General features: G+C 64.5%; 23 protein-coding genes. 14 read left to right on the top strand and 9 right to left on the bottom strand.

Going from position 1 to position 25,238, the window contains the following annotated elements; translation table 11 throughout:
- Positions 1–397 precede the first annotated feature (397 nt).
- Together JQ566_RS27380 and JQ566_RS27375 are read left to right on the top strand one after the other, a co-directional pair.
- A complete protein-coding gene (locus JQ566_RS27380) occupies positions 398–1,594 on the top strand; it encodes an efflux RND transporter periplasmic adaptor subunit (RefSeq protein WP_212378179.1) in 1,197 nt (398 codons plus the stop codon).
- A gap of 27 nt (positions 1,595–1,621) precedes the next feature.
- Complete coding sequence (locus JQ566_RS27375; protein ID WP_212378177.1) at positions 1,622–4,777, top strand: efflux RND transporter permease subunit; 3,156 nt, start codon at positions 1,622–1,624, stop codon at positions 4,775–4,777.
- Positions 4,778–5,074: 297 nt separating this feature from the next.
- Here the strand turns inward: JQ566_RS27375 and JQ566_RS27370 are convergent, their stop codons facing one another.
- Positions 5,075–6,247, bottom strand: coding sequence for an MFS transporter (locus JQ566_RS27370; RefSeq protein ID WP_212378175.1), 1,173 nt, complete (start codon positions 6,245–6,247; stop codon positions 5,075–5,077).
- A 61-nt stretch (positions 6,248–6,308) separates the two neighbouring features.
- Between JQ566_RS27370 and JQ566_RS27365 the strand changes: the two genes are divergently transcribed.
- Both JQ566_RS27365 and JQ566_RS27360 read left to right on the top strand, forming a co-directional pair.
- A complete protein-coding gene (locus JQ566_RS27365; RefSeq protein ID WP_212378173.1) occupies positions 6,309–7,124 on the top strand; it encodes an AraC family transcriptional regulator in 816 nt (271 codons plus the stop codon).
- Between the two features lie 225 nt (positions 7,125–7,349).
- Positions 7,350–8,702, top strand: a complete 1,353-nt coding sequence (locus JQ566_RS27360) for a malonyl-CoA decarboxylase (RefSeq protein ID WP_212378171.1) — start codon at positions 7,350–7,352, stop codon at positions 8,700–8,702.
- A gap of 196 nt (positions 8,703–8,898) precedes the next feature.
- Here JQ566_RS27360 and tarD read toward each other — a convergent pair whose 3' ends face one another.
- The 5 genes from tarD to JQ566_RS27335 form a co-directional block, all read right to left on the bottom strand.
- Complete coding sequence (tarD, locus tag JQ566_RS27355) at positions 8,899–10,068, bottom strand: D(-)-tartrate dehydratase (protein ID WP_212378169.1); 1,170 nt, start codon at positions 10,066–10,068, stop codon at positions 8,899–8,901.
- Positions 10,069–10,201: 133 nt separating this feature from the next.
- Positions 10,202–10,444 carry a DUF3297 family protein gene (locus tag JQ566_RS27350; RefSeq protein ID WP_212378167.1) on the bottom strand — a complete coding sequence of 81 codons (243 nt, stop codon included), beginning with the start codon at positions 10,442–10,444 and terminating at the stop codon, positions 10,202–10,204.
- Positions 10,445–10,456: 12 nt separating this feature from the next.
- Entirely contained in the window at positions 10,457–10,933 is a 477-nt protein-coding gene (locus tag JQ566_RS27345) for a glutathione peroxidase (RefSeq protein WP_212378165.1), read from the bottom strand.
- Positions 10,934–10,935: 2 nt separating this feature from the next.
- Complete coding sequence (locus JQ566_RS27340; protein WP_212378163.1) at positions 10,936–12,336, bottom strand: amidase family protein; 1,401 nt, start codon at positions 12,334–12,336, stop codon at positions 10,936–10,938.
- Between the two features lie 198 nt (positions 12,337–12,534).
- Positions 12,535–12,792, bottom strand: coding sequence for a DUF6894 family protein (locus JQ566_RS27335; protein ID WP_212378161.1), 258 nt, complete (start codon positions 12,790–12,792; stop codon positions 12,535–12,537).
- A 262-nt stretch (positions 12,793–13,054) separates the two neighbouring features.
- Between JQ566_RS27335 and pqqA the strand changes: the two genes are divergently transcribed.
- The 10 genes from pqqA (at position 13,055) to JQ566_RS27285 (ending at position 23,227) form a co-directional block, all read left to right on the top strand.
- Positions 13,055–13,135 (top strand): pyrroloquinoline quinone precursor peptide PqqA, encoded by an 81-nt coding sequence (gene pqqA / locus JQ566_RS27330; RefSeq protein WP_007595659.1) that lies wholly within the window; start codon positions 13,055–13,057, stop codon positions 13,133–13,135.
- 118 nt (positions 13,136–13,253) lie between these two features.
- Complete coding sequence (gene pqqB, locus JQ566_RS27325; RefSeq protein ID WP_212378159.1) at positions 13,254–14,183, top strand: pyrroloquinoline quinone biosynthesis protein PqqB; 930 nt, start codon at positions 13,254–13,256, stop codon at positions 14,181–14,183.
- A gap of 20 nt (positions 14,184–14,203) precedes the next feature.
- Entirely contained in the window at positions 14,204–14,959 is a 756-nt protein-coding gene (gene pqqC, locus JQ566_RS27320) for a pyrroloquinoline-quinone synthase PqqC (RefSeq protein ID WP_249139850.1), read from the top strand.
- A gap of 11 nt (positions 14,960–14,970) precedes the next feature.
- The gene (gene pqqD, locus JQ566_RS27315) at positions 14,971–15,282 is read left to right on the top strand and encodes a pyrroloquinoline quinone biosynthesis peptide chaperone PqqD (protein WP_212378157.1); all 312 of its coding nucleotides are present in this window, start codon (positions 14,971–14,973) and stop codon (positions 15,280–15,282) included.
- Complete coding sequence (gene pqqE, locus JQ566_RS27310; protein WP_212378155.1) at positions 15,279–16,472, top strand: pyrroloquinoline quinone biosynthesis protein PqqE; 1,194 nt, start codon at positions 15,279–15,281, stop codon at positions 16,470–16,472. The genes pqqD and pqqE overlap by 4 nt, the downstream gene beginning before the upstream one ends.
- On the top strand, positions 16,462–17,448 hold the full coding sequence (pip, locus tag JQ566_RS27305; RefSeq protein WP_212378153.1) for a prolyl aminopeptidase: 987 nt from the start codon (positions 16,462–16,464) through the stop codon (positions 17,446–17,448). The genes pqqE and pip overlap by 11 nt, the downstream gene beginning before the upstream one ends.
- Before the next feature lie 25 nt (positions 17,449–17,473).
- Positions 17,474–18,151 (top strand): DUF4286 family protein, encoded by a 678-nt coding sequence (locus JQ566_RS27300; RefSeq protein WP_212378151.1) that lies wholly within the window; start codon positions 17,474–17,476, stop codon positions 18,149–18,151.
- A gap of 237 nt (positions 18,152–18,388) precedes the next feature.
- Positions 18,389–20,188, top strand: coding sequence for an FAD-dependent oxidoreductase (locus JQ566_RS27295; RefSeq protein WP_212378149.1), 1,800 nt, complete (start codon positions 18,389–18,391; stop codon positions 20,186–20,188).
- Positions 20,158–22,005, top strand: coding sequence for a 2-oxoacid:acceptor oxidoreductase subunit alpha (locus JQ566_RS27290; protein WP_212378147.1), 1,848 nt, complete (start codon positions 20,158–20,160; stop codon positions 22,003–22,005). The genes JQ566_RS27295 and JQ566_RS27290 overlap by 31 nt, the downstream gene beginning before the upstream one ends.
- Before the next feature lie 166 nt (positions 22,006–22,171).
- A complete protein-coding gene (locus JQ566_RS27285) occupies positions 22,172–23,227 on the top strand; it encodes a 2-oxoacid:ferredoxin oxidoreductase subunit beta (protein ID WP_212378146.1) in 1,056 nt (351 codons plus the stop codon).
- Positions 23,228–23,242: 15 nt separating this feature from the next.
- Here JQ566_RS27285 and JQ566_RS27280 read toward each other — a convergent pair whose 3' ends face one another.
- The 3 genes from JQ566_RS27280 to JQ566_RS27270 form a co-directional block, all read right to left on the bottom strand.
- A complete protein-coding gene (locus JQ566_RS27280; protein WP_283814380.1) occupies positions 23,243–23,794 on the bottom strand; it encodes an STM3941 family protein in 552 nt (183 codons plus the stop codon).
- 269 nt (positions 23,795–24,063) lie between these two features.
- Positions 24,064–24,648, bottom strand: a complete 585-nt coding sequence (locus JQ566_RS27275) for an STM3941 family protein (RefSeq protein WP_349643360.1) — start codon at positions 24,646–24,648, stop codon at positions 24,064–24,066.
- A gap of 104 nt (positions 24,649–24,752) precedes the next feature.
- Entirely contained in the window at positions 24,753–25,229 is a 477-nt protein-coding gene (locus JQ566_RS27270; RefSeq protein WP_212378142.1) for a DUF4399 domain-containing protein, read from the bottom strand.
- Between the last annotated feature and the right edge of the window lie 9 nt (positions 25,230–25,238).

Here is a 25,238-nt window from a genome sequence, read left to right as displayed (position 1 = left end):
CCGGTGCGGACGCAGGGCGATCGCACATGACTCGTGGCGGCGGCCTGCGCGCACGCCTCGTCCTTCGAGACGGCGCTGACGCGCCTCCTCAGGATGAGGCTCATCGGCGTCGGTGCCCGTTGAAACTGCTACCGCGCACTCCGCCCTCATCCTGAGGGCCCGCCTCAAGCGGGCGTCTCGAAGGATGGCCGCAGGGAAGAGCTCTCAAATGCGATAGCCCTGGGTGCGGACGCGTCGATCGTGCGCCCCGTGAAAAGCGCCTTGTCATGACAAATCTGTCAAAGGCCACACCTCTCCTTGCGGTTCAAGGCCGTTGACTGCCATGGCTATGGTGTTTCACGGCCAGTCATTTGTTGCTAGCCTGCCGCACCGACAGACAGCAACCCGAGGCCGCCGAATGACCTGCGCCAATCCCGCATCTCCCGCACGACGCCATGGAGCAGCGAGGAAACATATCGGTCGGGCACTCGCCGCAACCGCGGCATTGGTTGCGCTCGCGGGATGCGAGGACAAGAACACGTTCGTGGCGCCACCGCCGCCCAAGGTGGACGTCGCGACGCCGGTGCAGCGTTCCGTGACGCGCTATATCGAGGCCACCGGCAACACCGCGCCGATCAAGAGCGTCGATCTGGTCGCGCGCGTGCAGGGCTTCCTGCAAACGATCGACTATCAGGACGGTACTTTCGTCAAGCAGGGCACCCAGCTGTTCACGATCGAGCCGGAGACCTACAAGCTCAAGGTCGAGCAGGCGAAGGCCGCGGAGGTCGGCGCGCAAGCCACGGTCAAGCAGGCCGAAGCCGATTACAAGCGGCAGGTCGAGCTCGTGCAGCGCCAGGCGGTCTCGCAATCCACCCTCGACACCTCTACCTCGAACCGCGACAACGCCCAGGCCAATCTCCAGCAGGCCCAGGCCAACACCAAGCTTGCCGAAGTCAATTACGGCTACACCAGGGTGACCGCGCCGTTCGACGGCGTCGTCAGCGCACATATGGTCTCGATCGGCGAGCTCGTCGGCGTCTCCTCGCCGACCCAGCTCGCCACCATCGTCGCGATGGACCCGATCTATGTGAACTTCACCGTCAACGAGCAGGACGTGCTGCGCATCCGCGCCGAGGCGGCCCGCCGCGGACTGACGCCCGCAGATATGAAGCAATTCCCGATTCACGTGGGACTGCAGACCGAGACCGGCTATCCGCACGAAGGCAAGCTCGACTACGTCTCGCCGACCCTCAATCAATCGACGGGCACGCTGGCGGTGCGCGGCCTCGTTCCCAACGACAAGCGGGTGCTGCTGCCCGGTTATTTCGTCCGGGTCCGCGTGCCCTTCGACCAGGAGAAGAGCGCCCTGCTCGTTCCCGACACCGCGCTCGGCAGCGACCAGGGCGGCCGCTATCTGCTCGTGGTCAACGGCGACAACATCGTCGAGCAGCGCAAGGTGCAGATCGGCCCCGTCGACAACGGCCTGCGCGTGATCGAGAGCGGCCTGAAGCCAGAGGACCGCGTGGTGATCGCAGGGCTGCTGCGCGTCATCCCGGGCCAGAAGATCGACCCGCAAGTGACGAAGATCGAGCAGCCGCAGGCCTCTGCCAAGTGATATCCGCCAAGTGAAGGGGCGCCAGCCATGATCTCAAAATTCTTCATCGAGCGGCCGGTCCTCTCCAACGTCATCGCGCTCCTGATGATCCTGATCGGCGGCGTTGCGCTGTTCAACCTTGCCATCGCGCAATATCCCGACGTGGTGCCGCCGACGGTGCAGGTCACGACGCGTTATCCCGGCGCCAGCGCCAAGACCGTGATCGACACCGTGGCGCTGCCGATCGAGCAGCAAGTCAACGGCGTCGAGGACATGCTGTACATGCAGTCCTACAGCGGCTCCGACGGCACCTACACGCTGACCGTGACCTTCAAGATCGGCACCGACCTCAACTTCGCGCAGGTGCTGGTGCAGAACCGCGTCTCCAGCGCATTGTCGCAATTGCCCCAGGCTGTGCAGAACCAGGGCGTCACCGTGCAGAAGCGGTCGACCTCGATCCTGCTCTTCGTGACGCTGACCTCGCCGGATGCGAGGTACGACAGCCTTTACTTGAGCAACTACGCCACCATCAACATTCGCGACGAGCTCTCCCGCCTGCCGGGCGTCGGCAACGTCACCGTGTTCGGTGCCGGCCAATACTCGATGCGGATCTGGCTCGATCCCAACAAGCTGCAAGTGCGTGGCCTCGTGCCGCAGGACGTCATCCAGGCGATCCAGCAGCAGAGCCAGCAGGTCTCGGCCGGCCAGGTCGGCGCGCCGCCGACGCCGCCGGGACAGGCGTTCCAGTACACGCTCAACGTCAACGGAAGGCTCGACGACGCCAGCCAGTTCGAGAACATCATCGTCAAGTCAGGCAGCAACGGCGACGTCACGCGGGTGCGCGACGTTGGCTGGGTCGAGCTCGGCGCGCAGACCTACAGCCAGATCTTCTCGCTCAACAAGCAGCCGGCGGTCGGCATCGGCGTGTTCCAGTCGCCCGGCGCCAACGCGCTCCAGGTCGAGCGGGCCGTCGAGAAGAAGATGGCCGAGCTCGCCAGGCGCTTCCCCGAAGGCATCAAGTACGACACGCCGTTCGACACCACCAAGTTCGTGGAAGCCTCGGTGCACGAGGTCTACATGACCTTGATCGAAGCCGGCCTGCTGGTGCTGGTGGTGATCCTTGTCTTCTTGCAGGACTGGCGCGCGATGCTGGTGCCGGCGACGACCGTTCCTGTCACCATCATCGGCGCCTTCGCCGCGATGGCGGCGCTCGGCTTCACCATCAACATGTCGACGCTGTTCGCGATCGTGCTCGCGATCGGCATCGTGGTCGACGACGCCATCGTCGTGGTCGAAGGCGCCGCCCACAACATCGAGCAGGGCATGAACGGCCACGACGCCGCGATCAAGGCGATGGACCAGCTGTTCGCGCCGATCGTCGGCATCACCCTGGTGCTGATCTCGGTGTTCTTGCCGGCCTCGTTCCTCGCCGGGCTCACCGGGCGGATCTATTCGCAATTCGCGCTGGTGATCGCGGCGACTGCGCTGCTCTCCGCCATCAACGCAGCGACGCTGAAGCCGACGCAATGCGCGCTGTGGCTGCGGCCGGCGGTGCCGCCGGAGCAGCGCAATTTCTTCTATCGGGGCTTCAATGCGGTCTACGACCGCGTCGAGCGCGGCTACACGAGGCTGATCACGTTCCTCGTGAAACACGCCACCATCTCGGTCGCATTCGCCCTGCTGGTGATCGGAGCCAGCGGCTACGGCCTGTCGCGGGTGCCGACCGGCTTCCTGCCGATCGAGGACCAGGGCTATCTGATCGCCGCCGTGCAGCTGCCAGACGGCGCCGCGCTGGAGCGGACGCAAGCCGTGCTCGACAGAGCGAGCGAGCTGATCAAGGAGACGCCGGGCGTGGCGCAGGTCATCACCATCGCCGGCATCTCCGCGCTCGACAACAGCGCCAGCCTTGCCAATGCCGGCGTCGCCTACATCATCCTGAAGGATTGGGAGGCCCGCAAAGGGCCCGGCGAGGATCTGCGCTCGCTGGTCTTTGGCCTCAACGACAAGCTCGCGACCATCATGGAGGCGCGCACCATCGTGCTGCCGCCGCCGCCGATCCAGGGCATTGGGAATGCGGCCGGGTTCTCGATGCAGGTCGAGCTGCGCGACGGCAACAGCGATTTCGCCAAGCTGCAGGCCATCACCGCTGCGATGGTCTCCAACGCTCAGAGCCAGAGCGCGCTGCAGCGTGTGCAGTCCTCGTTCCGCTCGTCGGTGCCGCAATTCAACATCGAGATCGACCGCATCAAGACCCAGACCCTGCACGTGACGACGGACCAGGTGTTCTCGGCGCTGTCGACCTATCTCGGCTCGTCCTACGTCAACCAGTTCAACAAGTTCGGCCGCGTGTTCCAGGTCTACACCCAGGCCGATCCGGCCTTCCGCGTCACCGAGCGCGACATCGCCAACATGCAGGTGCGCAACTCGAACGGCGACATGATCCCGATCGGCACCGTCGCCAAGATCACGCCGGCCACCGGCCCGTCGCTGATCAGCCTCTACAACCTCTATCCATCCTCGACCGTGATCGGCCTGCCGGCGCAGGGCTACTCCTCCGGCCAATCGCTGAAGCTGATGGAGGAGATCGCGGACAAGACGCTGCCGCCGGGCACCGGCTATGAATGGACCGCGATGTCCTATCAGGAGAAAGCCGTCTCCAACCAGATCTACTGGGTGTTCGGCCTTGCCATGCTGCTGGTCTATCTCGTGCTCGCCGGCCAGTACGAGAGCTGGTACGCGCCGATCTCGGTGATCCTCGCGGTGCCGCTGTCGCTGCTCGGGCCGATGCTGATCCTCTCCGCGCTTAAGATCGACAACAACCTCTATTGCCAGATCGGCCTGATCCTCTTGATCGCGCTCTCGGCCAAGAACGCCATCCTGATCGTCGAGGTCGGGCTCGAGCTGCACGGCCGCGACGGCAAGCCGATCCTGGAGTCCGCGATCGAAGCCGCGCGCGCCCGCTTCCGCCCGATCCTGATGACGTCATTCGCCTTCATCCTCGGCGTGGTGCCCCTGGTACTCGCCACCGGCGCCGGCGCCAGCGCCCGCAAGTCGATCGGCATCACCGTGTTCTCGGGCATGCTAGCCTCGACCTGCCTTGCGGTGCTGTTCGTGCCGGCCTTCTTCGTGGTGGTGCAGCGCTTCGAGAACTGGCGGGCGAGCAAGAAGGCGGTGAAGGTCAAGGCGGTGGAGGTGAAGACTTAGCTTCCTTTCGTCCGCTCAAAACAAAAAGTGCGAAAACAACCCCATGCACAGTAGGGATGGGGTTGAAAAGGCTTGGAAAATTTCGGTCTTGCCGAAGCGATTTGCTCCGTCGGGCAAAACAGGGGCATAATGGCATCATGGGCGGCATGGGTGAGGTGCCGCGCTCGTTGCGAGCGCACCCCTCTCGTCATTCCGGGGCGCGCGTAAGCGCGAGCCCGGAATCCATAGGGCAGCAGAGATTGCGGACAAATGGATTCCGGGCTCGTCGCTACGCGACGCCCCGGAATGACGGAGCCCTCACACCGTCTGCGGCGTCCTGATCTCGCGCGGCAGGATCAGGGCGGCGGCGATCGCGAGCAGGCAGAGGGCGGCGAAGGCGTGCAGCATGGTGACGAAGCCGCCCTGCTCGTAGAGCCAGGCGACCAGGCCGACCGACGCGCCGGCCGCGGTGAAGCCGACGAAATAGCGCACGGCATAGGCGCGCGAGCGCCATTCCTCGGTGGTGTACTTGCCGACCATGGCATCGTTCACCGTGACCTGCCCGAACGCGCCCATGACGATGCCGATCGAGACCAGGATCAGCGGCAGGTTGTTCAGGCTTGCGGCGAGATACAGGAACGGCGCCAGCATGAAGGACAGCGGCAGCGCCACCGTCTTCAGCGAATAGCGGTCGAGCAGCCGGCCGATCGTGTACTGCGTCATCGCGCCGAACACGTAGACGCCGGCCGCGATGACCCCGAGCAGCGCCGGGCTCCTGGTGAGATCCGCGAGCCGCTCGGCGAACAGCTTCGGCAGCGCCACGGTGACGGCATTGAACGTCGTGGAGATCGCGATCACCACGATCAGCAGCGACAGGATCACGCGCCACATGTCCTGTTTGGCCACCCGGGCCTGGGCCGCCGCCTGCTTCGAGCCCTTGCGATCCTCATGGACGACACTCATCGCGAAGCCGATGCCGATCAGGACCGTGACCGCGCCGGGAACGATGAACGCAAAGCGCCAGCCGAGATATTGGCCGATCACGCCGGTGACCAAGGCCGACGACGCCACGCCGAGATTGCCCCAGACGCCGTTGATGCCCATCTCGCGGCCGAGCCGGTCGGCATAGGACACGATCATGGCGGTGCCGACGGGGTGATAGATCGAGGCGAAGATGCCGATCGCGAGCAGCGCAGCGCCGAGTTGCACGGGGGTCTGCACGAAGCCGACCGCGATCATGGAGGCGCCGATGCCGGCGAAGAAGATCAGCATCATGTGGCGGCGGCTCCAGCGGTCCCCGAGCCAGCCGGTGAGCAGCGAGCCCGCGCCGAAGGCAACGAAGCCCGGCGTCGCGTAAGGCAGGAGCTCCGAATACGCCATGCCGAGCGCCGGGCCCATGATGATGACCGCAGCGGCGAAGATCAGCATCGAATAATGGTCGATGAAATGGCCTGCATTGACGAAACTGATGACCCGGCTGGGGCTGTTCATACGGAATCTTCTCCTGCTCCGAAAATGAGTTATATGTCGGACCCATGACGGGATGCTGCCAATGACTGTCTTGGAAACGCCAATCCTGCGGGAGGTCCGGAGCAACCACCGCTCGCCCGCAGGCGTGCACCTGGTCGCCCGCGACTATCCCAAGGGGATGCGAATCGAGCCACACCTGCACCGCGAGGCGCAGCTGATCTATGCCGCGAAGGGCACGATGCAGGTGACGACGCCCGGGGGACGCTGGCTGGTGCCGCCGGATCGGGCCGTCTGGGTGCCGGCCGGGCTGGAGCACGCCCTCGACCTGCTCGCCGACATCGAGATGCGCACGCTGTATTTCGACCTGGCCTGGCTGAAGCGCGAGCAGCGCCATGACGGCCTGACCAGGGAGTTCGTGGTGCGGGTGTCGCCGCTGCTCAATCAGGCGATCCTGGCGCTGTTCGACGCGCGCAACACCGAGGAGCGCACCGAGCTCCTGGTGCGCCTGGTGATGCTGGAATTGCATCAGGCCGAGGATTCCGCGACCTTCGTGCCGCTGCCGCGCGAGCCGCGCTGCCGCCGCGCCGCGATGATCGTGCTCGACGATCCCACCGGCCTGCACGACATCGACACGCTGGCGCGCGAGGTCGGAACCTCGGCGCGCACGCTGTCGCGGCTGTTCTCGAGCGAGACGCAGCTGAGCTTCAAGAGCTGGTGCCAGCGCGCGAGGATTGCGGCGGCGATCCAGCGCCTGTCGACGGACGCCAACGTGTCGGTGAAGCAGCTCGCCACCCAGCTCGGCTATGCCAGCGTGCCGGCGTTCTCGGCCGCGTTCCGCCAGGTGACGGGGCGGACGCCGACGGAGTTTGCCACACACTCGGCGTCATCGCCCGCCTAGTGCGCAATTGCGCACAGGGGCGGGCGATCCAGTATTCCAGAGGCGGCGCGGCTAGAACCGAGAAGCCGCGGCGTACTGGATGCCCCGCCTACGCGGAGCATGACAGTGTACCGTGGGGTGCATGGCACCACTAAAGATACAAAACTCCCCTGCTTGATTGTGATCGGTTTCCACCCAAATCCCGTGTAAGCTCCCGCGTCGCACAAACCTGATACGAAAGCCCAGATGGCCAACGCCTTCTTCTCCGACCTGCTCACCACCATCTCCGAGCGCGGCCGCACGCTGCTTCGCCGCGGCGACGCCTCGGACACCAGACGGGATGCCGACGGACTGCTCGAGCTTTGCGGCGCGCTGCTGTCCGGCCGGGGCGAAGCGTCCGGCACCGCCATGGCGCGCGAGGTGCTCGATCTCTATCACGAGCTGGATGCGGCGGGACGCCGCGCCTTCTTCGAAGGACTGGTGCGCTTTTTCGGCCCCGACCGGGAACGATTGTCCAAGGCCATCGAGCAATGGCGCGCCAAGCCGAGCGACGAGGATGCCAGCGCCCTGCACTTCGCCTCCGAGCCACGGCGGCAGGAGCTGATCCGCCGCCTCAACCGCGCGCCCGGCGGTACCGGCGATCTCGTCAACATGCGCGCCGATTTGCTCGGCATGATGAACGGGCATGCCGATCTCGCCGCGCTCGACCGCGACGTCTCGCATCTTCTCTCTTCGTGGTTCAACAGGGGGTTTCTCGTGCTGCGCAGGATCGACTGGTCGACCCCGGCCAACATCCTCGAAAAGATCATCCGTTACGAAGCCGTGCACGAGATCTCCGACTGGGACGATCTGCGCCGCCGCATCGATCCCGTCGACCGCCGCTGCTACGCCTTCTTCCATCCCGCGATGGTGGACGAGCCGCTGATCTTCGTCGAGGTGGCGCTGACCGAGACGATTCCCGGCGCGATCGCGCCGCTGCTCGCGGTCGACCGCCAGCACCTTCCGATCGCGAAGGCGCGCACCGCCGTGTTCTATTCGATCTCCAACACCCAGCGCGGCCTTGGCGGCATCTCCTTCGGCAGCTTCCTGATCAAGCAGGTGGTGGAAGAGCTGCGCCGCGAGCTGCCGAAGCTCGACAGCTTCGTGACGCTGTCGCCGGTGCCGGGCTTCATGGCCTGGGTGAAGCAGGACAAGGACCTGCCGCTGTCGGACGAGGACCGCGAGATGCTGAAGCGGCTCGACGATCCCAAATGGTTCGAAAGCCCCGAGACGGCGGCGCTGCTCCGCAGCGTGATCGAGCCGCTCGCGGCGTACTATTTCCTGAGGGCGCGCACGCCGAAGGGCCGGCTGATCGATTCCGTCGCCCGCTTCCATCTCGGCAACGGCGCCAGGCTCGAGCGCATCAACTGGTTAGGGGACCTCTCGCCCAAGGGCATGCGGGAGTCCGCCGGCGTGATGGTCAACTACCTCTACCGCCTCGACGACATCGAGAAGAACCACGAGGCCTACGCCAATGACGGCGAGGTGGTGGCGTCGAGCGCGGTGAAGAAGCTGCTGAAGGGCGAAGGACGGCGGCTGCTGGACATGCGGTTGTCGTAGCGACATACTCGGTCGTCGTCCCGGACAAGCGAAGCGCAGATCCGGGACCCAAAACCACAGGGTTGCGTTTGGCGAAGATTCGGAGTTGCCGGCTCGCGCGAAAACTCCTACCTGGGAGTATGGGTCCCGGATCGGCGCGCGCTTGGGGCGCGCTTGTCCGGGACGACAGCGAGCGTGTGGCGCGGCCGTCCGCCCCCTACTCCGCCAGCGCCTTCATCTCCTTGTAGAGATCGGACTTGCCTTCGAAGCCGATGCCTGCAAGCTCGGGCATGGTGATGTGGCCGTTCTCGACGCGGACGCCGTCGGGGAAGCCGCCGTAAGGCTGGAACAGGTCGGGATAGCTCTCGTTGCCGCCTAAGCCCAAGCCGGCGGCGATGTTCAGCGACATCTGGTGGCCGCCATGCGGGATGCAGCGACTGGGCGACCAGCCGTGGGTCTTCAGCACCTCCAGCGTGCGCTGGTATTCGCACAGGCCGTAGGACAGCGCGCAGTCGAATTGCAGCCAGTCGCGGTCGGGGCGCATGCCGCCGTAGCGGATCAGGTTGCGGGCGTCCTGGTGGCTGAAGAGATTCTCGCCTGTCGCCATCGGGCCCGGATAGAATTCGGCGAGCGCGGCCTGCAGCGCGTAGTCGAGGGGATCGCCGGCCTCCTCGTACCAGAACAAGGGATAGTCGCGCAGCATCTTGGCGTAGGCGATGCCGGTCTCGAGATTGAAGCGGCCATTGGCGTCGACGGCGAGCTGCGCGTCGTTGCCGATCTCTTCCAGCACGGCCTCGATGCGCTTACGGTCCTCGTCGATATCAGCGCCGCCGATCTTCATCTTCACGACGTTGTAGCCGCGGTCGAGATAGCCGCGCATCTCGCCACGCAGCATCGACAGGCCCTTGCCGGGATAGTAATAGCCGCCGGCGGCGTAGACGAAGACGCGCGGATTGGCGGTGACGCCGTGACGTTCGGCGAGCAGGCGGAACAGTGGCTTGCCGGCGATCTTCGCCACCGCATCCCACACCGCCATGTCGATGGTGCCGACCGCGACCGAGCGTTCGCCATGGCCGCCCGGCTTCTCGTTGGTCATCATCGCGGCCCAGACCTTGTCGGGGTCGAGATTGTCGCCGGCTTCATCGCGCAACGACTTTGGATCGGCCTCCAGGATGCGCGCGGCAAAGCGCTCGCGGATCAGGCCGCCCTGCCCGTAGCGGCCGTTGGAGTTGAAGCCGTAGCCGACGACACGCTTGCCGTCGCGGACGACGTCGGTGACGACGGCGACGAGGCTCGTCGTCATCTTGGTGAAGTCGATATAGGCATTGCGGATCGGCGATGAGATCGGTTTTGTAATTTCGCGGACGTCGACGATGCGGACGGACATGGGGGGCCTTTCACTTTCGTCATTGCGAGCGGAGCGAAGCAATCCAGAGTGTCACTGCGGAAAGATTCTGGATTGCTTCGTCGCAAGGGCTCCTCGCAATGACGAGGAGAGAGCGGCGCGCGCTCAGCTCAAGCTATTTCCTATCCCTGAAATACGGCTCGACCGGACCGTGCACCTTGATGGTCAGCGGGTTGCCGTGGCGGTCCTTGGCGTTGCCGGCGGTGACGCGGACCCAGCCTTCGCTGATGCAGTACTCCTCGACATTGGTCTTCTCGATGCCCTTGAAGCGGATGCCGACGTCGCGCGCCAGGATGTCCGCGTTGTAGTACGGGCTGTTCGGGTCGACCGACAGGCGGTCGGGAAATTCGTCGCTCATGATTGTCTCGCTTCACAACAGTGTTTCGATTTGCTGCCGCAATCCTTCGGGCCGGGCGGTCGGCGCGTAGCGCGCGACCACCTTGCCGGCACGGTCCACCAGGAATTTGGTGAAATTCCATTTGATGGAGGCCCCTAGCAGGCCGGATTGCCGGCGTTTCAGGTACTCATACAAAGGATGCGCGTTCGGCCCGTTGACGTCGATCTTCTCGAACAGCGGAAAGGTGACGTCGTAATGGGTCGAGCAGAACTCCTGGATCTCGCTCGCCTGCCCCGGCTCCTGCGCGCCGAACTGGTTGCAGGGAAAGCCGAGCACCGAGAAGCCGCGCGGGGAGAGGTCGCGATAGAGATCCTCGAGGCCGCGATATTGCGGCGTGAAGCCGCATTTGCTCGCGGTGTTGACGATCAACAGCACCTGCCCCTCGAAACGCCTCATCGGCACCTCCTCGCCGGCGAGCGAGTTGGCCTTGAAATCGTAGATGACGGTCATCGCTAGCCCACGGGATCGATCGGCGACGGCGGCACGCCGCCGGCCTCGATCGCTTCGCCCGCGAGCAGGCACAGATCCTCGCGATAGCGGCCGGAGACGATGTGCACGCCGACCGGGGCCTTGCCGACGAGGCCGGTGGAGACCACGAGGCCGGGCAGTCCCATGAAGGGAATCGCGATCTGCGGCAGCTGCGCTTCCCAGACGCGCTTGAAGGACTCGTCGTCCTTGCAGTCGAGATGATCGGGGAACGGCAGCTCGCCGGAGACCGGCGTCAGCAGCACGGCATATTTTTCGAAGAACAGCATCCACTCGCGCGTCAGCGTGGCGCGTCGGGTCAACGCCTTGGCGTAATTCGCCTGGTCCATCGGCGTGACCCTGCTGCGATTGCCGCGCAGGCACGCCAGCGCGCCGGGATCGCCCTCGCGCTCGGCCATTTCCAGCTGCGCCTCATAGCCGTCGCCGAGCCAGAGCTTGATCTGCCACTCGACGGCATCGCGCATCGGCGGGGTGTTCTCGATCACATCGACGGTCCAGCCGGCGCGCTCCAGGCGCTTGCCGGCATCGCTCACCGCGGCCTTCACTTCCGGAGCGGTGGCAAGGCCATCCGGGTTGAGGCAGAGCGCGGCGCGCTTCTCCCGTGCCGGGCCTTGCAGCGGCGCCGGCACATACCAGGGATCGCGGATGTCGCGGGCCGACATCGCTTCGAGCGAGATCCTGATGTCGTTGACGGTCCGCGCCAGGGGGCCTGACACCGCCATGATCTGCGGGCCGATCGGGCGCTCCGGCAGCGCCGGATTGAAGGCGGGGATGCGGCCGAGCGTCGGGCGCAAGCCGTGCACGCCGCAGGCATAGGCGGGGTAGCGGATCGAGCCGGCGATGTCGGTGCCGTGAGCAATGTGGCCGATGCCGGCCGCGACCGCCGAGCCGGCGCCGCCGGAGGAGCCGCCCGGGGTCAGCGAAGGGTCGCGCGGGTTCTTGGTGTCGCCATGGACCAGATTGGTGGTGAACCAGCGATAGGAGAAGGCCGGACAATTGGTGCGGCCGAGCATGACGGCGCCGGCTTTGCGGAAATTGGCGACCACCGGATTGTCCTCGCGCGCGATCAGATCGCGCTGGAGTTTCAGGCCGTTGGTGGTGGCAAAGCCCTCCTGGTCGACATTGGCCTTGATGGTGACGGGCACGCCGGCGAGCACGCCGGGGTCCTCGCCCCTGGCAATTGCGGCATCGACGGCATCGGCCTGCTTGAGCACGTCCTCCGGCCGGTGGTCGATCACGGCGTTCAGTTGGGGGTTGACGGCATCCAGGCGCGCGAGACCGGCCTTGGCGGCCTCCCTGGCGGATACCTGTTTGGACTTGACGAGGGTGGCGAGGTCGGCGGCCGACAGGCGCCAGAGATCTTGCATGGCTTGCTCCGTATGACCGGCGTCTTTTAACGCCGGCAACGCGGCAAAGCCATGCGGATTTCGCGGGGGTGCCTCCGTCATTGCGAGCGAAGCGAAGCAATCCAGACTGCCTCCGAGGAAGCAGTCTGGATTGCTTCGTCGCAAGGGGCTCCTCGCAATGACGGTGGAGAGAGCGGCGCGCCCCTTACTCGCGCGCGGCTAATGCTTCGTCGCGGACTGGTCCGGCAGGTCCAGCAGGGCCTCGGTGAAGGGAAACTCCAGCACGATCTCACCGTCGACGTCGGTCACCTCGATGACTGCCTCCAGCAGGGCCCGTTGGGTGCCTTCCGACTTCACGACTTCAAGGATCATCTGGCGCGCGACCTCCCAGGCGCGATCGGGGTTGCGCAGGTCCTCGCCGTCAGGATCCACGATCAATTCGTCGCCGATACGGGTGTTGAAGAAATATCTGGGCATGCCTGATCCAATGGGGTCGCCTGGAGCCGAAGAGAAGCCGTTCCATACTCACAACTCGTCTATCCTGACAGGGATCACGACCTATCGGCAATTTTGCGTATGGCTTCGTTCATCTTTACGGCCGCAATGCGCTCTCTTTGCAGTGCAACAATTCTCCCAGCCTACTACCTAGGTCGGGAAAATTTCACTGGCTAAGTTTTCCGCCAGCATTAGTTTAGCGGGCGGGCGGATACGTCCCGAATTCCCAAGATGGAGAGCCGAAATGGCCTGGAAAGCCCCTAAGATCGTCGAAGTGCCCTGCGGCATGGAAATCAACATGTATGTGAGCGCCACCCGCAAGTAAGCGGCTGGTGAGAACGCGTTCTGCGCAGGTGGATCTTTCGGTCACGATGCATTTCCGGAAGACGGGATTTGTGTCGGCCTGAGATCCACCTCGCGAATTTGCCTCCAGGAGACGGATCATGCTTCGCGTCGTCGTCCTGGGCGCCGGGGCCGGCGGCGGAGTACCGCAATGGAATTGCGGCTGCGAGGGCTGCCGAGCGGCCCGCAGCGGCGGCCACGAGCTTCAAAGGACCCAAGCCTCGGTCGCCTTCAGCGGCGACGGCGAGCACTGGTTCCTGATCAACGCCTCTCCCGACCTGCGGCAGCAATTGAATGCCACGCCACAGCTGCACCCCAAGGCGGGCGCGCTGCGTCATACGCCGATTGCGGGCGTGATCTTGACCAACAGCGAAGTCGATGCCGTCGCGGGCCTGCTGTCGATGCGCGAGGGCTCGCCCTTTACGGTGTATGCGCATGAGAAGGTGCTGGCGATCCTCAGCACCAACAGCATCTTCAACGTGCTGAACGAGAAGAACGTGCGGCGCCAGCCGATCGCTCTCCGCGAGCCGTTCGAGCCGCGGCTGCCGGATGGTGCGCGCTCCGGCCTGGAGGTGCTGCCCTTCCCGGTGCCGGGCAAGTCGGCCTGGTATCTGGAAGGCAAGGTGCATCCGGGCGGCGAGAGCGGCGACGGCGACACGCTGGGCCTGAAGATCACCGACAAGGCCACGGGCAAGTTCTTCTACTTCATCGCGGCCTGCGCCGAGGTCACCGACGCGCTCAAGGCCGAGATCGACGGCGCCGCGCTGGTGTTCTTCGACGGCACGGTCTGGCGCGACGACGAAATGATCAGGGCCGGCCTCGGCCACAAGACCGGCAAGAGCATGGGACATGTCGCGATGTCCGGCGACGACGGCGCCATCGCGCGGCTGGCCGACCTCAATATCGACAGGAAGCTGTTTCTGCATATCAATAACTCGAATCCGGCGCTGCTGCCCGGCTCGCCCGAGCGCAAGGCCGCGGAGCAGGCGGGCTGGCAGATACCCGCGGATGGAACGGAGATCGTGCTGTGAATGCCGCATCACTGACTGGAATGACCGCGCTCTCGATCGGCAAGGACTTGAGGCTCAACTCGGCCGAGGAGCTGGAGGCAACGCTGCGCCATATCGGGGCGACGCGCTATCACAGCCTGCATCCGTTCCATAAGCTGCTGCATGGCGGCAAGCTGAACAAGGGCCAGGTGCAGGCCTGGGCGCTCAACCGCTACTATTACCAGAGCACGATCCCGATCAAGGACGCGGTGGTGATCTCGCGCTTCCGCGACCGCGCCACGCGCCTGGAATGGCGCCATCGCATCGAGGACCATGACGGCGACGTCGGCAGTGAAGGCGGCATCGAGCGCTGGCTCAAGCTGACCGAAGGGCTCGGGCTCGATACGGCTTACGTGGAATCGACCGAGGGCATCCTGCCGGCGACGCGCTTCGCCGTGGAAGCCTATGTGCATTATTGCCGCGAGAAGAGCCCGCTGGAGGCGATCGCCTCCTCGCTCACCGAGCTGTTCGCGCCGAGCATCCACGAAGAGCGCATTGCCGGCATGCTGCAGCATTATGATTTCGTCAACCCCGACATCATGAGCTACTTCAAGCGCCGCCTCACCCAGGCGCCGCGCGATGCCAATTTCGCGCTTCATTATGTCAAGACGCACGCCACGACGCCGGAGCAGCGCGCGCAGGTCTGCAACGCGCTGATCTTCAAGACCAACGTGCTGTGGGTGCAGCTGGATGCGCTCCAGCACGCCTATGTCGAGGGCCATATTCCGCCGGGGGCGTTCGTGCCCAAAGCGAGTTAAGAGGAGGATCGATGGCCGGGCCGCGGAACATCAGCGTCAGCGAGGCAAGCCGCCCCGTGCTGCCGCGGCATGCCAAGCTGAAATACGACGAGACCCGCAAGGTCTGGGTGATCCTGGCGCCGGAACGGGTGCTGGCACCCGATGAGATCGCGGTCGAGGTCTTGCAGCTCTGCAACGGTGAGCGCAATGTCGGCGTGGTCGCCGATCAATTGGCGGCGAAATACGCCGCACCGCGCGAGGCGATCCTGGCCGACGTCATCGTCATGCTCCAGGATCTCGCCGACAAGGGCTTTCTGACCGAGGCCCGGGAGAAGACGTCATGAGCGACGTGCTCGGCAACATCCCGCCCGAGACCAGCGACAGCCTCGCGGTGCTGGAGAAGCAGCGCTCGACGGCGGAGACGTTCGGCATTCCGCTCGCCGTGCTGCTCGAGATCACCCATCGCTGTCCGCTGCAGTGCCCCTATTGCTCCAATCCCGTCGAGCTCGACCGCTCCGGCAAGGAGCTGACCACGGACGAGTGGAAGAAGGTGTTGGGCGAGCTCGCCGAGATCGGCGTGCTCCAGGTGCACTTCTCCGGCGGCGAGCCGACGGCGCGCAAGGACCTCGTCGAGCTGGTCAAGCATGCCAGCGACGCCGGCCTCTACACCAACCTGATCACCTCGGCCGTGCTGCTGACGCGCGAGAAGCTCAGCGATCTCGCCGACGCCGGGCTCTGCCACGTGCAGATCAGCTTCCAGGGCATCGAGGAAGGCCTTGCCGATCGCGTCGCGGGCTACAGGAACGCTCATCGCAAGAAGCTCGAAGTCGCGAAATGGACGCGCGAGATCGACCTGCCGCTCACCGTGAACGCGGTGATGCACCGGCAGAACCTGCACCAGCTCCCTGATATCATCCAGATGGCGCTCGATCTCGACGCCGACCGGCTCGAGGTCGCCAATGTGCAATATTACGGCTGGGCGCTGAAGAACCGCGCCGCCTTGATGCCGACCGTGGCGCAGCTCGACGAATGCACCCGCCTCGTCGAGGAGGCGCGCGAGCGGCTGAAGGGCCGGCTGACCATCGACTATGTCGTGCCGGACTATTACGCGCTGCGGCCGAAGAAGTGCATGGGCGGCTGGGGCCGGCAGTTCTTCAACATCTCGCCTGCCGGCAAGGTGCTGCCGTGCCATGCCGCCGAGAGCATCACCGGGCTCGCGTTCGAATCGGTGCGCTCCAACCATTCGATCGCCTGGATCTGGCAGAACTCGGAGGCCTTCAACCGCTATCGCGGCACCGGCTGGATGAAGGAGCCGTGCAAGTCTTGCGAGTTCCGCGAGATCGATTTCGGCGGCTGCCGCTGCCAGGCCTTCGCGCTGACCGGCGATGCCGCCAATACCGATCCGGCCTGCGCGCTGTCGCCGCTGCACGAGACCATCTTCAAGCAGGCCGAGCGCGAGGCCGAGGGCGAGACCAACCGTTTCCTCTACCGCAACTTCGCCGGCGGCACCCTGGAACCCGAGAATGACGCCTGACGCGGACGCGGCCGCATCCAGCAGACGCGCCGCCCCCTTTGCGCCGCTGACCTCCGACATGCTCGACGTCGGCGACGGCCACGAGCTCTATGTCGAGAGCATCGGCCGTGCCGACGGAATCCCTGCGATCTATCTGCATGGCGGTCCCGGCAGCGGCTGCCAGCCCGACCATCGCCGGCTGTTCGATCCCGACCGTTTCTGCGCCGTGCTGTTCGACCAGCGCGGCTGCGGCCGCAGCCGTCCCAAGGGATCGCGCGAGCACAACACCACGGCGCACCTGATCGCGGACATGGAGAAGATCCGCGAAAGGTTCGGCATCCCGCGCTGGATCGTGGTCGGCGGCTCCTGGGGCGCGACGCTGGCGCTGGCTTATGCGGAAGCGCATCCCGAGCGCGTCTCGGGCATCGCGCTACGCGCGACGTTTCTCGGCACGCGGGCCGAGGTCGAGACGGCCTTCACCTCGCGCCTGTCGCAGTTCCATCCCGCGCTTTACGAGGATTTCCTCAGCGTGCTGCCGCCCGAGGAGCGCGACCGGCCGGTCGATGCCTATTGGCGCCGCATCCTCGATGCTGACCCTGCCGTGCACGGCCCTGTCGTGCGGGCCTGGCACGACACCGAGCGCACCTTGTCCGAGCACAAGCCCGCAAGGACGCGGCTCGACCTCGCCGCGCTGAACGTCTGGCGCACATTGCCGGCGACCCCGTTCATGGAAGCGCATTATTTCGTCAACGACAGCTTCATGGCCGAGGACCAGCTGCTGCGAAACGCGGGCCGGCTCGAGGGCATTCCCGGCATTATCGTGCAGGGGCGCTACGACCTGTTGTGCCCTCCCGCGACATCCCAGGCCCTTGCGAAAGTCTGGCCCGGTTCCGAGCTTCGCATCGTGGAAGAGGCCGGACATTCGCTCTATGATGGCGGCGTGAGGGACGCGGTCATGAAGTCGATTGCGGACCTCGCGTCGAAGGCCGTGCGCTGACGCGCGAGAAAAGGACAACAAGAAAATGCCGCTCGCCGGGAAAGGCATGCTGCTGACGTCGATGAACATCGACGTTTCAGACGAAGCCGATTTCAATCGCTGGTACGATCGCGAGCATCTGGAAGAGCGTGTCGCGATCGACGGATTTCTCGAAGCGCGGCGCTACGTCGCGCATGCGGCAAATCCCAAATATCTGTGCCTGTATTCGACCGCGACGCTAGAGGTGCTCGACAGTCCCGCCTACAAGACGCGGCTCGCGACCCCGACCGACTGGTCGCGGCAAACCATGGCACGCTTCAAGGACATGCTGCGCGTCGTCGCACGCATCACCATCAGCAAGGGCACCGGACGCGGGGCTGCGCTCGGCGTGGTACGGCTGCGGCCGACGCCCGACAATGCCGCGTCCTGGCGTGATGCACTGCAAGACAGACTGACGCCGGACCAGCGCGACGGCATCGCCTCGATGCATCTGCTCGAAAGCGAGCCCGAATTGTCGGGCGCGACGGCGGAGATACCGGCGGCACGCAACGAGGGCGCGCGCGACTGGTTCGTGCTGATCGACGGCACACATGTCGGCGCGGTCTCCGCCGTCATCGTCGAGCGCTTCACCGGCCCGGCCGCTGCGCCCTTCCCGCTTCCCATCTCCGTCGGTACCTATTGCCTGATGTGGGACCTCGCGAAGAGCGACATCGCGCGCGGCTGAACCAGCAGTCGCATCGCAGCATGCTGCACCGCACGCGCATCGCGTGCCGGCGTGAATGCTGTGCGCGCGTAGCTCCCATGAAAGAGGGTAAGCGCGCAAATTTGCCGTTGTACTTCGGAACGGTTCTAATAAGCTAACCCAATGACGTCATTCAGAAACCGGATCGAGACGCATTAAGCGTCCGCCAAGCTCAAGAAAAGGCCGCGGGGTCTTTGAGCCTGCGCGGACAGGGTAGGAATGAAACCGACCGATATCGCGGCCCCCGACTACTTTCACAAAGTGGTCGATTGCCAGTGGGCCTGTCCTGCGCACACCCCGGTTCCCGAATACATCCGACTGATCGCGCAAGGCCGCTACAGCGACGCCTACATGATCAATTGGAAATCGAACGTGTTTCCCGGAATCCTGGGGCGCACCTGCGACCGTCCCTGCGAGCCGGCATGCCGCCGCGGACGCGTCGAGGACAATCCGGTGGCGATCTGCCGCCTCAAGCGCGTCGCCGCCGACTTCAAGGACGACATCAGGCAGCGTCTGCCACGCCCCTCGCCGAAGAACGGCAAGCGCGTTGCGCTGGTCGGCGGCGGGCCGGCGTCGTTGACGGTGGCGCGCGATCTCGCGCCGCTCGGTTACCATTGCACCGTGTTCGACGGCGATCCCGAAGCCGGCGGCATGATGCGCTCGCAGATCCCGAAATTCCGCCTGCCCAATTCCGTGATCGACGAGGAGACCGGCTACATCCTGGGTCTCGGCGTCGACTTCAAGGGCGGCCATCGCATCGAGAGCATGAAGTCGCTGCTGGCGGAGAAATACGATGCGATCTTCGTCGGCTCCGGCGCGCCGCGCGGCCGCGAGCTCGACATTCCCGGCCGGAAAGAGGCCGCCGCCAACATCCATATCGGCATCGAGTGGCTGGCCAATGTGTCGTTCGGCCATGTCGACAAGATCGGAAAGCGCGTCATCGTGCTCGGCGGCGGCAACACCGCGATGGATTGCTGCCGTACCGCGCGCCGGCTCGGCGGCGAGACCGTCAAGGTGGTCGTCCGCTCCGGCTTCGAGGAGATGAAGGCCTCGCCCTGGGAGAAGGAGGACGCGCTCCACGAGGACATCCCGATCCTCAACTACATGGTCCCGGTGGCTTTCAAGCATGTCGCCGGCAAGCTGATCGGCGTCACCTTCCAGAAGGTGAAAGCCGAATACGACGCCAAGGGCCGGCGCAACCTGGTGCCATCGGGCGAACCGGACGAGACGATCACCTGCGACGACGTGCTGGTCGCGGTCGGCCAGGAGAACGCCTTCCCCTGGATCGAGCAGGATTGCGGCATCGAGTTCGACAAATGGCACATGCCAAAGGTCGATCCGAAGACCTTCGTCTCGACCAACCCGAAGGTGTTCTTCGGCGGCGACGCCGCCTTCGGGCCGAAGAACATCATCTGGGCGGTCGCGCACGGCCATGACGCCGCGCTGTCGATCCACAAGATGCTGTCGGGCGAGGATATCACCGAGCGCCCGCTGCCGGAGGTGCAAATCTCCTCGCAGAAGATGGGCATCCACGAATGGAGCTATGACAACGACATCTCCAACGACAAGCGCTTCAAGGTGCCGCATCGCGACAAGGTCATCGCGCTGAAGGACATCCGCGCCGAGGTCGAGCTGGGCTACGACGTCAAGCTCGCACTGGGCGAAGCCGAGCGCTGCCTGAACTGCGACGTCCAGACCGTGTTCTCGACCTCGCTCTGCATCGAATGCGATGCCTGCGCCGATATCTGCCCGATGGATTGCATCACCTTCACGGGCAACGGCGAGGAAAGCGATTTGCGCCAGCGCCTGAAGGCGCCTTCACTGCATCCGGACCAGGACCTCTACGTCTCCTCGGATCTCAAGACCGGGCGCGTGATGGTGAAGGACGAGGATGTCTGCCTGCATTGCGGGCTGTGCGCCGAGCGCTGTCCCACCGGAGCCTGGGACATGCAGAAATATTTCATCGATATGACCCACGCAGGTTCGACATGCCCGACAAAAAGCCGATCAGCAGCGTAAACGACTTCGTCGTCCGCTTCGCCAACGTCAACGGCTCCGGCTCGGCCAGCGCCAACGAGATGTTCGCGCGCGCGATCCTGCGCCATGGCGTGCCGGTGTCGCCACGCAACATCTTCCCCTCCAACATCCAGGGCCTGCCGACCTGGTACGAGGTGCGGGTGACGGAGGCCGGCCATCTCGGCGCGCGTGGCGGCGTCGACATGATGGTGGCGATGAACCCGCAGACCTGGGACAAGGACGTCGCCGGCATCGAGCCCGGCGGCTATCTGTTCTACGATTCCACCAAGCCGATGCCGTCGACAAAATTCCGCGACGACATCACCGTGATCGGCGTGCCGCTGACCGCGATCACCAACTCGACCTATACCGATCCGCGCCAGCGCCAGCTGTTCAAGAACATCATCTATCTGGGTAGCCTCAGCGCGCTGCTCGACATGGACCCGAAGCTGATCGAGCAGCTGATCGGCGAGCAGTACAAGGGCAAGGAGAAGCTGCTCTCCTCCAACGTTCATGCGCTGCATCTCGGCCGCGACTGGGCGCTGCAGAACCTGAAATGCCCGATCGGGCTGAAGGTAAAGAAGTCCGACAAGGTCGGCGACCGCATCTTCATCGAGGGCAACAGTGCCGCCGCGCTCGGCGCGGTCTATGGCGGCGCCACCGTGTGCGCCTGGTATCCGATTACGCCGTCCTCGTCGGTGGCGGAGGCCTTCACCGCCCATTGCAAGAAGTACCGGCACGATCCGGAGACCGGCAAAGCGAAATACGCCATCGTGCAGGGCGAGGACGAGCTGGCCTCGATTGGCATCGTCATCGGTGCCTCCTGGAACGGCGCGCGTGCTTTCACCGCGACCTCCGGTCCCGGCATCTCGCTGATGACGGAGTTCATCGGCCTGTCCTATTTCGCCGAGATTCCGGCGGTGATCATGAACATCCAGCGCGCCGGCCCCTCCACGGGCATGCCGACCCGCACCCAGCAATGCGACATCATCGCCTGCGCCTATGCTTCCCATGGCGACACCAAGCATGTGCTGCTGTTCCCGGAAGATCCGGCCGAGGCGTTCGAGTTCGCGGCTGCCGCGTTCGATCTCGCCGAGCGGCTGCAGACCACGATCTTCCTGATGCTCGACCTCGACATCGGCATGAACCACCGGCTCTGCCGTCCGCTGAAGTGGGACGACGCCCGGCAATATGACCGCGGCAAGATCATGACCGCGGAGATGCTGGAGGAGGGCCGCGACTTCGGCCGCTATCTCGACGTCGACGGCGACGGCATTCCCTACCGCACCTATCCCGGCACGCATCCGACCAAGGGTTCCTATTTCACCCGCGGCACGTCGCGCGACCGCTATGCGCGCTATTCCGAGGAAGGCACCGTCTACGCCGACAACATGCAGCGCCTGGTGCGCAAGTTCGAGACCGCGCAGGATCTGGTGCCGCGGCCGCTGCAGGCCAATGCGGAACGGCCGACCAAATATGGCGTGATCTATTTCGGCTCGACCTCGCCGGCGATGGACGAGGCGATCGGCCTGTTGGAGGCGCGAGGGCATCAGCTCGACCGGCTGCGCATCCGCGCCTTCCCGTTCCACTCCAGCGTCGCGAGCTTCCTCGCCGAGCACGATTTCGTCTACGTCGTCGAGCAGAACCGCGACAGCCAGCTGCGCCAGCTCATCGTCAACGAGAACGGCATCGACCCCGTCCGCCTCGTGCCGATCGTGCATTACGACGGCACGCCGATCACCGCCCGTTTCATCGCAAAAGCCATTGGCGACCACCAGGATCACCTCAAGGTGACCCCGCTCCGCAAGGCCGTGTCATGACCTACGCGTTGTTCTCACCGCCGTCATGCCCGCGCATAGCCGTCCGAAGGACGGCGTCGCTTCCGCTCGCCTATGCGCGGGCATCCACGCCTTTCTTCTTCCTGGCCAAGACGTGGATGGCCGGGACAAGCCCGGCCATGACGCCGCGGAAGCTTCAGGTGCTCTCATGACCTACATTGCAAAACCGAAATTCCATCATCCGGGCCTGAAGAAGAACGAGCTCGGCTACACCCATCGCGACTACGAGGGCAAGATCTCGACGCTGTGCGCGGGCTGCGGCCACGATTCGATCACGGCCTCGATCATCGAAGCCTGCTACGAGCTCTCGATCGAGCCGCATCGGGTGGCAAAGATCTCCGGCATCGGCTGCTCGTCGAAGACGCCGGACTATTTCCTCGGCAACTCGCACGGCTTCAATTCCGTGCACGGCCGCATGCCCAGCGTGCTCACGGGCGCCAATCTCGCCAACCGCGATCTGATCTATCTCGGCGTCTCCGGCGACGGCGATTCCGCCTCGATCGGCTTCGGCCAGTTCGCGCATTCGATCCGGCGCGGCGTCAACATGACCTATATCGTCGAGAACAACGGCGTCTACGGCCTGACCAAGGGCCAGTTCTCGGCCACCGCCGACCGCGGCTCGAAGAGCAAGAAGGGCGTCACCAACACCGACAACGCCATCGATCTCGCCGCGATCGCGCTGCAGCTGGGCGCGACCTTCGTGGCGCGCTCGTTCTCCGGCGACAAGAGCCAGCTGGTACCGCTGATCGCGGCCGCGATCGGCCACAAGGGCGCGTCCTTCATCGACGTCATCAGCCCCTGCATCGCCTTCAACAACCACGCCGGCTCGACCAAGAGCTTCGATTATGTCCGCGAGCACAATGACGCCGTGAACCGGCTCGACGTGCTGGTCGGCCGCGATCCGATCGCGGTCGACTACGCGCCGGGCACGGTGCAGGTGGTCGAGCAGCATGACGGCAGCAAGATCGCGTTGCGCAAGATCGACGCCGACTACGATCCGCATGACCGGTTAGGGGCCCAGACCTTCCTCGCGAGGCACGCCGCCAAGGGACAGATCGTCACCGGCCTGCTCTATGTCGACCCCGACGCAGACGACCTGCACGAGCATCTCAACACGGTCGAGACCCCGCTCAACACGCTGGAAGCGGACACGCTCTGCCCGGGCTCGGCGGTGCTGGACAAGATCAACGCCAGCCTGCGCTAGCAGGCAACCGAATCGTCATGTGGCGCGCGCAGCAGCATGGTAGGTGCGGCAGGTTTCCAGAAGCATTTCTGTCGTCACATTGAAGCCGGCCGTCCCAATCTGCACCTTGTCCACACCAAGTGTCCTGTTGGTGAGTTGGATGGGGTGGCGCTTCGGCCCGATGTGGAACCGAATATAGTCGGCGGCCCGACTGAGTCTGAGCAGCAGAAATCGCTCACGGTTCTGGTGCGAAATGTCTTCCACCAGCTTCCATGGAATGACTTCTTCGGCAATTCGTCTGTCGCGAATACCGTCTCGGCTGATAACGACAATGGGTCCCTCTACTCGCCTCCACAGCCAGACCGCCGCAACGGTGCCCAGGCCGAAGAAAGCCAAACCAACATAGCCTGCGACGACCCCGACGGCGCCCCTCAAGGTCCCCGCCGGTCCCGATCCGCCAATTGCTATCCATTGAAACGCCAGACTTGCGCTCGCGACCGTCATGAGGACGCCCGCTCCGATCAAGCCAACCAATCGGAGCGGTGAATATCCAATCTCGATCGTGGGCAGTTCTAGATTTGACGCCATGGTTGAGGTCCGAAAAAGCGAAAGAACGCAGCGATGCTGACGTGCGCATCCTTCTCGGAAATCGTTAACAGAAAGCATCTTGCTCGCCGAGGTAGCGCCAGTTTCGCTGTTGACACGCCCGTGAACACGCTGGAAGCGGACACGCTCTGCCCGGGCTCGGCGGTCCTGGACAAGATCAACGCCAGCCTGCGGTGACGCGCCGTGTTGTTACCTCTCCCCATCGGGGAGAGGTGATCCAGAGACCGGGGCCGACACCGGTTCAGCGGGATCTAATGGACAGGTTCGGGTTCGGTCTTGGGGTGGGCCGTATATGCCAAACGGCCGGCCTTCCAGTACTGCTTGCAAGTCTCGAGCAGCGTTTCGCCATCCATGGTCAGGCCGCCGGGATTGACGAGCACTCCCTCCGCGCCGACCGCTTTGTTCATCATCGATACAATGCGCTTCAGAAGGCCGACGTCGAAGCGGTCGGCGACAAGCGGGTCGAGCTTGAGGATCACAATCATCTGACTGCGATACTGCCAAACCGATATGTCCCGCACGGATCTCCAGGAGATGGTGTCATCGGCGATGCGGGTGTCGCGAATACCGACGCGGGTGATGAAGAGGACCGGCTTCCTTGTGGAGACCAGCCTCCAGAGCACTCTGATCGTGGCAAAGCCGCACACCGCGAGTCCAACGTAGCTGGCCGTGATCTGGAACGCGTTGAGAGTCTTGATATTCAACCAGTTGAATGCGATCGCGGCGAACAAGAGTGTGAGGAACAGTCCCGCGGCCAGCATCTTCAGCAGCCGCAGCACGGAATAGCCGATCGCAAGGTTGGGCAAGTTCTGACTTATGGACATTTCGACCGCCACCAGTCATCTGCAACAACCAGGGGTTTACCAACGCCCCTCCTTCTAAACTGTTAAGGCAGGAACCTTGCGCGGGGCTGGACAAGATCAACGCCAGCCTGCGGTGATCAACGGCGCCGTACTGAACCGGGCTGCCTCACTCGTACGGTGATCTTCTCGGACGCGACGGGCGGATCGAAGGGATAGTGCTTCGCATCGCCCAGCACCAGTTGCAGCGTGTGCGTGCCGGGCGGAAGCTCGAGAAACGTTTCGGTTTGCCCTGCCCCGAAATGCAGATGGGACTTGTCCTGCGGGATCGGTTCCTTGGTATCGATGGGCTCGTTGACGTCGACCAGCAGATGATGATGACCGGCGTTCTGGTAGTCATCGCCAGCATGCGTCACGCCCATGTTGCGCAGACCGAACCGGACCCAGAACCCACCGCGGATCTTCTGCCCCTCCTGCGGGGTGATGAAATAGAGCTTTGCGTCTTTGGGAGCGGTCTTGCCCTGAGAGTAAGCAGCGCTTGGCAGCAAAACACTTGGCAGCAAAACACCCGGCAGCAATGCGAGCGCCGCCAGCGCGGCGCAGCGAATGATTTTCATCAAACCTAC

The sequence above is a fragment of the Bradyrhizobium sp. SZCCT0231 genome (genome assembly GCF_018130245.1).
In the GTDB taxonomy this organism is placed as follows: Bacteria; Pseudomonadota; Alphaproteobacteria; order Rhizobiales; family Xanthobacteraceae; genus Bradyrhizobium; species Bradyrhizobium japonicum_F.
This window is presented reverse-complemented; position numbering and strand designations above follow the sequence as displayed.

What these genes read in the sequence shown, in the direction of transcription:
- JQ566_RS27380 (WP_212378179.1), top strand. Translation starts at nt 398, where the DNA reads ATGACCTGCGCCAATCCCGCATCTCCCGCACGACGCCATGGAGCAGCG.
- JQ566_RS27375 (WP_212378177.1), top strand. Translation starts at nt 1,622, where the DNA reads ATGATCTCAAAATTCTTCATCGAGCGGCCGGTCCTCTCCAACGTCATC.
- JQ566_RS27370 (WP_212378175.1), bottom strand. Translation starts at nt 6,247, where the DNA reads ATGAACAGCCCCAGCCGGGTCATCAGTTTCGTCAATGCAGGCCATTTC.
- JQ566_RS27365 (WP_212378173.1), top strand. Translation starts at nt 6,309, where the DNA reads ATGACTGTCTTGGAAACGCCAATCCTGCGGGAGGTCCGGAGCAACCAC.
- JQ566_RS27360 (WP_212378171.1), top strand. Translation starts at nt 7,350, where the DNA reads ATGGCCAACGCCTTCTTCTCCGACCTGCTCACCACCATCTCCGAGCGC.
- tarD (WP_212378169.1), bottom strand. Translation starts at nt 10,068, where the DNA reads ATGTCCGTCCGCATCGTCGACGTCCGCGAAATTACAAAACCGATCTCA.
- JQ566_RS27350 (WP_212378167.1), bottom strand. Translation starts at nt 10,444, where the DNA reads ATGAGCGACGAATTTCCCGACCGCCTGTCGGTCGACCCGAACAGCCCG.
- JQ566_RS27345 (WP_212378165.1), bottom strand. Translation starts at nt 10,933, where the DNA reads ATGACCGTCATCTACGATTTCAAGGCCAACTCGCTCGCCGGCGAGGAG.
- JQ566_RS27340 (WP_212378163.1), bottom strand. Translation starts at nt 12,336, where the DNA reads ATGCAAGATCTCTGGCGCCTGTCGGCCGCCGACCTCGCCACCCTCGTC.
- JQ566_RS27335 (WP_212378161.1), bottom strand. Translation starts at nt 12,792, where the DNA reads ATGCCCAGATATTTCTTCAACACCCGTATCGGCGACGAATTGATCGTG.
- pqqA (WP_007595659.1), top strand. Translation starts at nt 13,055, where the DNA reads ATGGCCTGGAAAGCCCCTAAGATCGTCGAAGTGCCCTGCGGCATGGAA.
- pqqB (WP_212378159.1), top strand. Translation starts at nt 13,254, where the DNA reads ATGCTTCGCGTCGTCGTCCTGGGCGCCGGGGCCGGCGGCGGAGTACCG.
- pqqC (WP_249139850.1), top strand. Translation starts at nt 14,204, where the DNA reads ATGACCGCGCTCTCGATCGGCAAGGACTTGAGGCTCAACTCGGCCGAG.
- pqqD (WP_212378157.1), top strand. Translation starts at nt 14,971, where the DNA reads ATGGCCGGGCCGCGGAACATCAGCGTCAGCGAGGCAAGCCGCCCCGTG.
- pqqE (WP_212378155.1), top strand. Translation starts at nt 15,279, where the DNA reads ATGAGCGACGTGCTCGGCAACATCCCGCCCGAGACCAGCGACAGCCTC.
- pip (WP_212378153.1), top strand. Translation starts at nt 16,462, where the DNA reads ATGACGCCTGACGCGGACGCGGCCGCATCCAGCAGACGCGCCGCCCCC.
- JQ566_RS27300 (WP_212378151.1), top strand. Translation starts at nt 17,474, where the DNA reads ATGCCGCTCGCCGGGAAAGGCATGCTGCTGACGTCGATGAACATCGAC.
- JQ566_RS27295 (WP_212378149.1), top strand. Translation starts at nt 18,389, where the DNA reads ATGAAACCGACCGATATCGCGGCCCCCGACTACTTTCACAAAGTGGTC.
- JQ566_RS27290 (WP_212378147.1), top strand. Translation starts at nt 20,158, where the DNA reads ATGCCCGACAAAAAGCCGATCAGCAGCGTAAACGACTTCGTCGTCCGC.
- JQ566_RS27285 (WP_212378146.1), top strand. Translation starts at nt 22,172, where the DNA reads ATGACCTACATTGCAAAACCGAAATTCCATCATCCGGGCCTGAAGAAG.
- JQ566_RS27280 (WP_283814380.1), bottom strand. Translation starts at nt 23,794, where the DNA reads ATGGCGTCAAATCTAGAACTGCCCACGATCGAGATTGGATATTCACCG.
- JQ566_RS27270 (WP_212378142.1), bottom strand. Translation starts at nt 25,229, where the DNA reads ATGAAAATCATTCGCTGCGCCGCGCTGGCGGCGCTCGCATTGCTGCCG.